Here is a 10,033-nt window from a genome sequence, read left to right on the forward strand (position 1 = left end):
AATGAAACTTATCAAAGGAGCTTACGCAGTTGTGTTGTGCTTGAAAGATAAGCTTGTAGCATTTCGTGATCCTTTGGGAATTAGACCTCTTGTTATGGGGAAAAATGATGAAGATGTCATGTTTGCATCAGAAAATGCGGCTGTAGAAATAGTTGGAGCAACTGAAATCAGAGATGTAAAACCTGGAGAAATTGTCGTTGTAGACAAAGAAGGAGCCAATTCTTCAATGTATTCTGATGGAAATGAACCACGCCATTGTTTCTTTGAATATGTTTATTTTGCAAGAGAAGATGCAACTTTGGATGGAACTAATGCGTACAATTTCAGAAGAAGATGCGGAGAATATTTGTCAGAAGAATCTCCATGTGATGTCGATTTGGTAGTTCCAGTTCCAGATTCTGGGATTCCATCAGCGATAGGTTTTGCACAAAAAACGGGCATTCCTTACGCACAAGGTTTGGTTAAAAACAGATACATGGGTAGAACTTTCATCAAGCCAACTCAAAAAGAAAGAGAAATGGCTGTTAAATTGAAACTAAATCCACTAAGACATGTATTAAAAGGAAAGAGAGTTGTACTTATAGATGATTCCATTGTAAGAGGAACTACAAGCGCTAATTTGATTCAAAGAATTAGAGAAGCTGGTGCGACAGAAGTTCACATGAGAATCACATCGCCACCTGTAAAATTCCCTTGCTATTACGGAATTGATACTCCTTCCAGAAAGCATTTGATTGCAGCGAACATGGATATCGAAGCTATCCGTGAAAAAATCGGGGCAGATAGCTTAGCGTTTATTTCTATGGAAGGAATGATAAAATCGAGCAGCGACAAAATGGACAAATTCTGTAAGGCTTGTTTTGATGGAGATTATCCAGTAGATCCGATAGTTATATAGGTGATTAAATGAATATTGCAGTTTTTATTTCAGGTACTGGTACCAATTTGAAAGCTCTGTTGGATGCAAAAAAAGACAATTATTTCAAAAGCGATATTGTTGTTGTGGTTAGTAACAAAAATGCAGCTGGTCTTGGTTTTGCGAGAGATTTCAACGTGGATACTTTGGTTTCAAAAGATGACGAAGAAATCATAAATTGTTTAAAATCAAAAAACGTAGATTTGATCGTGTTGGCAGGTTTCTTGCCTAAAATTTCAAAGAGAATTATAAATGAGTTTACAATTGTAAATATCCATCCATCATTGCTTCCAAAATACGGTGGTAAGGGATGTTATGGAATCCATGTTCACGAAAAAGTTTTTGCTAATAAGGAAAAAACTAGCGGTGCAACTGTGCATTTCGTGAATGAAAAATTAGACGATGGAGATATTTTACTTCAAAGGTCTGTGGATATTTCTGATTGTAAATCGGAAGATGAGATAGCAAAGAAAGTTTTGAGAATAGAACATGGCATTTTGAAAGATGCTATAAAAAAATTGGAGGAGAGTTCATGCGCGCATTAATTTCACTAACGGATAAGACAAATGTTGGTAAGTTAGCAAAAAGTTTACAAGAATTGGGATATGAAATCATATCTACAGGTGGTACTTACAAGGAAATCGAAAAATCTGGAGTAAATGTAATAGACATCTCCAAGGTTACAAATTTCCCTGAAATTTTGCAAGGCAGAGTGAAGACTTTGTCACCATACGTTCACGGTGGAATTTTGTACAAGAGAGATAATGATGAACACAAGAAAACTGTAGAAGAATTGAACATTCAACCAATCGACATTGTTGTGGTTAATTTGTACGATTTCCAAAACGCTTTAAAAACTGGTGACCACGACAACATCGTTGAAAACATCGATATCGGTGGTCCAACTTTGATAAGAAGTGCTGCGAAAAATTACAAGGATGTTTTGGTTGTAACAGATCCTTCTGATTACGACGAACTTATCGACAGATTGAAAAACGACAACGTGGAAAATTCATACAGAGAAAAACTAGCAATGAAGGCTTTTAGTTTGACAGCTTACTACGATTCTGTTATTTCAAGATATTTCCAAGAACAAGTTGGAGAACGCAGCAAATACAGAACTTTTGGTTTCAAAAAAGAAGACGAACTTAGATACGGAGAAAACTCACATCAAAGTGCAAATCTTTACATAGACCCATTTGTAAATGGCAAATTGACTGATTGCGAAGTTATTCATGGCAAAGCAATGAGCTTCAACAATTACAACGATTTGAATGTTGCAGTGGAATTAGCTGACGAATTGGGAGAAAATTCTTGTGTTGCATTGAAGCACCAATCACCATGCGGCGTTGCCATTGCAGACAGCGTTTCAGAAGCTTACCACAAGGCTTACTTGGCAGATTCAACTTCGATCTTCGGTGGAATTATCGCCATCAATGGAGTTGTAGACGAAAAATGTGCCGAAGAAATGAGCCAAATTTTCTTGGAAATTATAGCTGCCAAGGATTTCGACGAAAAAGCGCTTGAAATTTTAACTAAAAAGAAAAACATCAGACTTGTTAAGATAAAATTCGACAACGATTCAGTAAAAGAAGACATTAAGTATTTGAATGGAAAAGTTTTAATCCAAGACAAAGACTTCGGTGTTGACGAATACAACATAGTTACTAATGAAAAACCAAGTGATGAAGACAAAAAAGATTTGGAATTTGCTATGAAGGTGGTTAAATTCACAAAATCAAATGCAATTGTACTAGCAAAAGATTCTCACACTTTGGGAATTGGTGGAGGACAAACATCTAGGATTTGGGCGTTGGAAAACATAGCCAACAATCACCCGGACGTTGATTTTACTGGATGCGTATTGGCATCAGATGCTTTCTTCCCATTTTCTGATTGCGTAGAATTTGCACACAAATTAGGAGTAAAAGCTATTATTCAACCAGGTGGAAGTATCAAAGACCAAGACTCCATCGATAAATGCAATGAGTACGGAATTAGCATGGTGTTCACAAAAAACAGACATTTCAAACATTAAAAATTGGGAGGTTTTATGAAAATTTTAGTTGTAGGTTCAGGTGGCAGAGAGTTCGCGCTTGGACGTAAAATAAAATCTTTTGATGAAAATAGGAAAGTTTTCTTCGCACCAGGAAATGCTGGAACTGAAGATATCGGAGAAAACGTAGATATTCAAGCAGATGATTTGCAAGGTCTGATTGAATTTGCAAAGAAAAATGAAATAGACTTCACAGTTGTTGGCCCTGAAAATCCATTGTGCGACGGAATTTCAGATTTGTTCGAAGAAAATGGTCTTAAAATATTTGGACCTGTAAAAAAAGCCGCTGAATTTGAAAACTCAAAATCATTTACGAAAAAATTCTTGGAAAAATACGACATCAAAACAGCGAAGTATTTGGAAAGCAAATATTATGATGAGTCTTATGATTTTGCAAATAAATTGTTGGAAGAAAATGGCAAAGTTGTCGTTAAAAGAGATGGCCTTGCAGCTGGAAAAGGCGTCTACATTGTAGATAATTCTGATGATTTGAAGAAAATCTTAAAAGATGTACTAGAAAAAGACAACATGGTTGTCATCGAACAATTCCTCGACGGATTTGAGATGAGTTTGTTGTGCTTTACAGATTCAAAGACGATTCTTCCGCTTCCAACTGCGAAGGATCACAAGAAGATTTTTGAAAGAGAAATGGGAGCCAACACTGGCGGCATGGGAACTTACGCTCCAAATGTCGAAGCAGAAGTGTTCGTAGATAAAATCAAAAATAGCGTATTGGACAAAATTCTCACAGGATTAAAAGAAGAAAACATTGATTTCAGAGGATTGTTGTTCATTGGATTTATGATAACAGACGATGGAATTTACGTTTTGGAATTTAACGCGAGATTTGGAGATCCTGAAACTCAAGTTGTGCTTGAACTTATCGACAATGATTTGTTGGATATTATGATGAAAACAAGTGAAGGAAAATTATCCGATGTCGATTTGAAAATAAATGACAACAAGGCGCTTTGCGTTGTTCTAAGTGCTGGTGGATATCCAGAAAGTTACGACAAGAATGATGAGATTACAATTTCTGATATGGATAGTTATGTTTTCCATGCAGGAACGAAAAAAATCGACGGCAAAATCGTCACAAATGGTGGCCGTGTGTTAAATATTGTAAATTCTAAAAAGAATTTTGATGATGTTATTAAGGCTTGTTATGAAGATATAGAAAAGGTGGATTTTAAAAACATGTATCACAGAACTGATATTGGTCCTAGAGTTAAAAGAGTTTATGTCAGGAAAAAAGACGAATACGATTATGAATCTAAGGAAAAGAAAAAGCAAATTGAAAACTTACTTGGAATTGATTTGGATAAATTTGTAATTTACAAGAGATACGATTTGGAAATTAGCGATGATAATTTGAGAAAAATTGTCGACACAGTTCTTAGCGAAAAATCTGTAGACGATGTGTTCTACGGAGAAGATGCGTTGAAATTACAAGCTGATATGAAAAACGCAATCGCTGTGGAATATTTGCCAGGTCAGTTTGACCAAAGAAAACAAGGTGTGCTTGACACATTGAGTTTGATTTTGGATGATAAGGTGGATTGTAAGACATCGACAGTTTACGAAATCGAAGGCGCTAACAAAGAAGATTTGGAAAAAATCGAAAAATATTTGGTAAATCCTGTTGACAGCCACAAGGTTAATTTGCTTGGTATTCCAACAACTTTGAAACAAGAAAATCCTAAGAATTTGGAAAACGAAACATACGATGGTTTCAGAGATATGAAAGATGATGAGCTTCAAAAATTCGTCGACGATCACTCATTGGCGATGAATGACGAAGATTTGAAATGCATCAGAGATTATTTCAAATCGGAAGACCGAGATCCTAACGAAACAGAAATCAAGATTTTGGATACTTACTGGTCAGACCACTGTAGACACACAACTTTCAACACTTTCTTGGATATTGAATTCAATGCAAAGACTAAACTTGACGAAGCAATTCACAACAGTTTTGAAGAATATTTGAAAGTTAGAGAAGAATTAAAAATAGAGAAACCAATCAATCTTATGAGTTTTGGAACGATTTTGTCCAAATATATGAGAAGCAAAAACGAGTTTGATGATTTGGAAATTTCATCTGAAATCAACGCTTGTTCTGTTAAAATCAAAGTTCGTGTAGAAGTAAATGGCGCCTATGAAACTAGAGATTATTTGTTGATGTTCAAAAACGAAACACACAATCACCCAACAGAAATCGAACCATTCGGTGGCGCAAGCACTTGTTTGGGTGGAGCAATCAGAGACCCACTAAGCGGTAGAGCATTCGTTTACCAAGCTATGAGAATTACAGGAGCAGGTAATCCTCTTACTTCATTGGAAGATACGATGGATGGAAAGCTTCCACAAATAAAAATCACACAAGAAGCTGCGAAGGGATATTCTTCTTACGGAAACCAAATTGGTTTGGCAACTGGATTTGTAGATGAGATTTATCATGACGGATATGTTGCTAAGAGATTGGAATGTGGAGCTGTAATGGCAGCTGCGCCAATTGAAAATGTCAAAAGAATTGAACCTGAAAAAGGAGACATCGTAATCTTACTTGGCGGAAGAACTGGACGTGACGGAATTGGTGGAGCGACAGGTTCTTCAAAGAGTCACAAAGTTACAAGTATCAAAACAGAATCTGCACAGGTTCAAAAAGGTAACGCACCTGAAGAAAGAAAAATCCAAAGACTTTTCAGAATTCCTGAACTTGCAAGTTTAATCAAAAAATGTAACGACTTTGGAGCAGGTGGAGTGAGCGTTGCGATTGGTGAGCTTCACGATGGTGTAGATATTTATTTGGACAGAGTTCCGTTGAAATACAAAGGTCTTAAACCATTTGAAATTGCTATCAGTGAATCACAAGAAAGAATGGCATGTGTAATAGCTAAGAAAGATTTGGAAGAATTTGTAAAATACGCAGACGCAGAAAACATCGAAACGACTGTTGTTGCAGACATCACAGACACTAACAGAATGAGAATGTTCTACGACGAAGATTTGATTGCAGATATCAGCTACGATTTCATCAACACAAATGGTTCAGACAGAAACGCTGAAGTTGAAGTTGTATCAGAAGATGTTCCAGAAATTTTGACTGGAAAATCAGACGATGCCGACAAGTTATACGAAAAAGTAAAACAACTTAACATCACATCCAAGAGAGATTTGATCGAAATGTTCGACTCCACAATCGGAAGAAACACTGTTATCAATCCAATGGGTGGTAAATTACAATTGAATCCATCACAAGCGATGGTTGCAAAGATTCCAACAATGGATGGAGTTATGAAAACTGTATCTATGATGAGTTACGGATTTGACGCTGATTTGTCGGAACAATCTCAATACTTGGGAGGATACTACGCAGTTGTAGAATCAATCAGTAAACTAATCGCATTGGGTTCTGACAAAAACTTAATCAGATTGACATTCCAAGAATATTACGAAAAAATGCTAGACAAAAAAATCTGGTCCAAACCATTGAAGGCATTACTTGGTGCATTCACTGTTTCCAAACATTTCAAAGCAATGCCAATCGGTGGAAAAGACAGTATGAGTGGAAACTTCGAGGATATCAAGGTTCCACCAACTATGATTTCATTTGCAGTGACACACGAAGATGTGGACAACATAATTACGAATGATTTGAAAGGTAAAGGCAAAATCGGTCTTGTCAAAACTGTTTACGAAGAAGACGGAACATTGAACCTTGAAAAATTGGAAGAAAATTTCGATTTTATCACAGAGCAAATCAGAAAGAAAAATATTATTTCTGCGATTGCATTGGATAAGAAAGGATTGTTGGCAAATATATTCGAACAATCTGTAGGAAATACTGGTTTTAATATCAAACACGATAATTTGTACAACCCAATGTACGGAAGTTTCGTAGTTGAATATATTGAAGACGACGAAAATATCGAACACATTGGTGATTTTGCAGATGAAATTATCGTAAATGATGTTAAATTAGATTCAGAAAAGTTACTAGAAGGCTACACTACAGTTTTAAATAAAGTATTCACACCAAAAGAAAAAATCGAATACAAACCAATAGAAAACAAAAAAATCGAACAACGTAGAATGAAATCCAAGAAACCAACTGATGCACCTCACGTTGTAATCTTGGCAGCTCCTGGAACAAACTGTGAATGGGATACATTGAATGCGTTCAAAGAAAATGGAGCAGATGGAGAAATTGTTCTATTCAAAAACAGAAACCAAGAAGATATATTGAATTCTATTGATGTTTTGGCTGAAAAAATTAGAAAAGCGCAAATATTTGCCATTCCTGGAGGTTTTTCACTAGGAGATGAGCCAGATGGATCAGCTAAGTTCTTGGCAAATATTCTAAGAAATGAGAAAATAAGTAGTGCGATAGATTATTTGTTGAACGAAAACGACGGATTGGTAATTGGAATTTGCAACGGATTCCAAGCTTTGGTGAAGACTGGACTACTTCCTTATGGAAAAGTTACATCACCACAAGAAGACGATCCAAACTTGACATTCAACACAAACAGAAGACACATTGCGACATTTGTAGACACTTTGTGCTTGACTAATAACAGCCCTTGGACAAATGGAATTGACTTGAACAAGACTTACAGAATGCCGATTTCACACGGTGAAGGAAGATTTGTAATCAAAGAAGACAAACTCCAAGAACTTTTAGATAATGAACAAGTTTTCTCTGCTTACAAAATCTCTCCAAACGGATCAGACTACAATATCGAAGGAATTTTATCCAGAGATGGTAAGATTTTGGGAAGAATGTGTCACACTGAAAGAATCGCAGATGATTTGTACAAAAATATTTATGATATCGACAAGCAAAATATTTTTAGAAATGCAGTAGAATACTTCAAGGAGAAATAATGAACAACGATATTTACCAAAGTCCATTAAACACGAGATACGCAAGCCACGAAATGAGCCACAATTTCAGCTCTCAAGTTAAGTTTGAAACTTTCAGAAGATTGTGGTTGGCATTGGCGAAATCTGAAAAAGAATTGGGACTTAATATTACAGACGAACAAATAGAAGAATTGCAAACTCACATTTCAGACATTGACTTTGATAAGGCTGCTGAATACGAAAAAGTTCTTCGTCATGATGTAATGGCTCACGTGAAAACATACGGAGAAGTGTGTCCAAACGCAGCTGGAATTATCCACTTGGGAGCGACAAGCTGCTATGTAACTGATAACACGGACATTATCGTGATGAGAAATGCTCTTGAAATCGTAGAGAAAAAGTTAGCGATTTTGATTAAACACTTGTCTGATTTTGCGATTAAATACAAAGATTTGCCAACACTTGGCTACACTCATTATCAACCAGCACAATTAGTGACTGTTGGAAAGCGTGCTACTTTGTGGATTCAAGATTTCCTTATGGATTTGGAAGAAGTCATTTACAGAAAAGAAAATTTGAAATTGAGAGGGGTAAAGGGAACTACTGGAACTCAAGCATCATTTTTGAAACTTTTCGACAATGACCACGACAAAGTAAAACAATTGGAAAAGAAAATCGTAAAAGAAATGGGATTTGACAGCGCAGTTAGCGTGAGTGGACAAACATACACAAGAAAAATCGACTACCATGTGCTTCAAGTTCTATCATCAATCGCACAATCAGCTCATAAAATGACAAATGACATCAGACTTTTGCAAAACAGAAAAGAATTGGAAGAACCGTTTGAAAAGACACAAATCGGTTCATCGGCGATGGCTTACAAGAGAAATCCAATGAGATGCGAAAGAATCTCATCGCTTTCAAAATACGTGATGAGTTTGGTTCAAAATCCACAATTTGTGGCTAGTACTCAATGGCTTGAAAGAACGTTGGACGACTCTGCGAACAAGAGAATGAGTGTTCCAGAAAGCTTCATGGCTGTGGATAGTATTTTGGAAATAGCAATCAACGTTACAGACGGACTTGTTGTTTACGAAAACCAAATCAAAGCACACGTTAATGAAGAATTACCATTTATGGCGACTGAAAACATATTGATGGAAGCTGTGAAACGTGGCGGCGACAGACAAGAACTTCACGAAAAAATCAGAGAATATTCAATGGTTGCAGGTAGAAGAGTAAAAGAAGAAGGACTAGACAACAATTTATTAGAATTATTGGAAAAAGACGAAGCTTTTAATCTTAACAAAGACGATTTGAATTCACTTTTAGATGGCAAACTTTACATTGGAAGATGCCCAGAACAAGTGGTTGAATTTATCGAAGAAGACGTCAAACCAGTTATTTCAAAATACAACACAGAATACTCTGTTGATTTGAAAGTTTAAAAATATTAGAAATGCACATGGCTTAGTAGGCTGTGTGCATTTTTTTAGTTGATTATATTAAATTTATACGATACAATGAATTCAAATATAATTAGTAGGTGAAATATGGAAAAATTTAAGAAAATATTTTTGATAGTCCTATTGATAGCATTGACAGTCGGATTAATGGTATTTGTTCCGTACGATTCAATCAGAAATTTGGTACAAAAATCCGGCCCATGGGGAGCGGTTGTGTATATTTTATTGTTCACAATACTTCCAATTGGTTTCTTCCCAGTGCCAGCATTAGCGTTAATCGGAGGAGTTAGCTTCGGACTTGTTAAGGGAAGTATTTACACAGTTATTGGAGCAGCTATGAATTGCTTGCTTATGTTTGAACTTTCTAGAAAAATCGGACACGATTATGTTGTTAAGATGATTAATGAAAAATTCTCCGAAAAAAATAGGGACAGAATACTAAATGCACCAGATTCAAAACTGTTTACTTTGTTGTTTATCTTCAGACTTATTCCACTTATTCCATATAATCTTATAAATTACGGATTTGGACTTACAAATATAAGTTTATCGAAGTACATGCTAGCATCGGTTTTGGGAATAATTCCTGGAACACTTGTGTATTTGAATTTGGGGGATAAAGTGTTAAATGTAGGATCCAAGGAATTCTACCAAGCGATTATTTTGGTAGTAGGACTTACTGTTGTGAGCTTGATAATGGCTAAAATAATCGACAAAAAAGACAAG

General features: G+C 35.9%; 6 protein-coding genes. All 6 read left to right on the top strand.

Going from position 1 to position 10,033, the window contains the following annotated elements; genetic code table 11:
• Positions 1–898: amidophosphoribosyltransferase (purF, locus tag KHW44_RS03190; RefSeq protein ID WP_304065892.1), on the top strand; the 898-nt coding region annotated here is incomplete at its 5' end.
• 8 nt (positions 899–906) lie between these two features.
• Positions 907–1,461 carry a phosphoribosylglycinamide formyltransferase gene (locus tag KHW44_RS03195; RefSeq protein ID WP_094206207.1) on the top strand — a complete coding sequence of 185 codons (555 nt, stop codon included), beginning with the start codon at positions 907–909 and terminating at the stop codon, positions 1,459–1,461.
• Positions 1,449–2,954, top strand: a complete 1,506-nt coding sequence (purH, locus tag KHW44_RS03200; RefSeq protein ID WP_094206206.1) for a bifunctional phosphoribosylaminoimidazolecarboxamide formyltransferase/IMP cyclohydrolase — start codon at positions 1,449–1,451, stop codon at positions 2,952–2,954. The genes KHW44_RS03195 and purH overlap by 13 nt, the downstream gene beginning before the upstream one ends.
• A 15-nt stretch (positions 2,955–2,969) precedes the next feature.
• Entirely contained in the window at positions 2,970–7,862 is a 4,893-nt protein-coding gene (locus KHW44_RS03205; protein WP_304065895.1) for a phosphoribosylformylglycinamidine synthase, read from the top strand.
• Complete coding sequence (purB, locus tag KHW44_RS03210; RefSeq protein ID WP_294685942.1) at positions 7,862–9,289, top strand: adenylosuccinate lyase; 1,428 nt, start codon at positions 7,862–7,864, stop codon at positions 9,287–9,289. The genes KHW44_RS03205 and purB overlap by 1 nt, the downstream gene beginning before the upstream one ends.
• Before the next feature lie 105 nt (positions 9,290–9,394).
• The coding region (locus tag KHW44_RS03215) for a TVP38/TMEM64 family protein (RefSeq protein ID WP_304065898.1) at positions 9,395–10,033 on the top strand (639 nt) is incomplete at its 3' end.

The sequence above is a fragment of the Finegoldia magna genome, assembly GCF_018371055.1.
GTDB classification, from domain to species: domain Bacteria; phylum Bacillota; class Clostridia; order Tissierellales; family Peptoniphilaceae; genus Finegoldia; species Finegoldia magna_I.

What these genes read in the sequence shown, in the direction of transcription:
- KHW44_RS03195 (WP_094206207.1), top strand. Translation starts at nt 907, where the DNA reads ATGAATATTGCAGTTTTTATTTCAGGTACTGGTACCAATTTGAAAGCT.
- purH (WP_094206206.1), top strand. Translation starts at nt 1,449, where the DNA reads ATGCGCGCATTAATTTCACTAACGGATAAGACAAATGTTGGTAAGTTA.
- KHW44_RS03205 (WP_304065895.1), top strand. Translation starts at nt 2,970, where the DNA reads ATGAAAATTTTAGTTGTAGGTTCAGGTGGCAGAGAGTTCGCGCTTGGA.
- purB (WP_294685942.1), top strand. Translation starts at nt 7,862, where the DNA reads ATGAACAACGATATTTACCAAAGTCCATTAAACACGAGATACGCAAGC.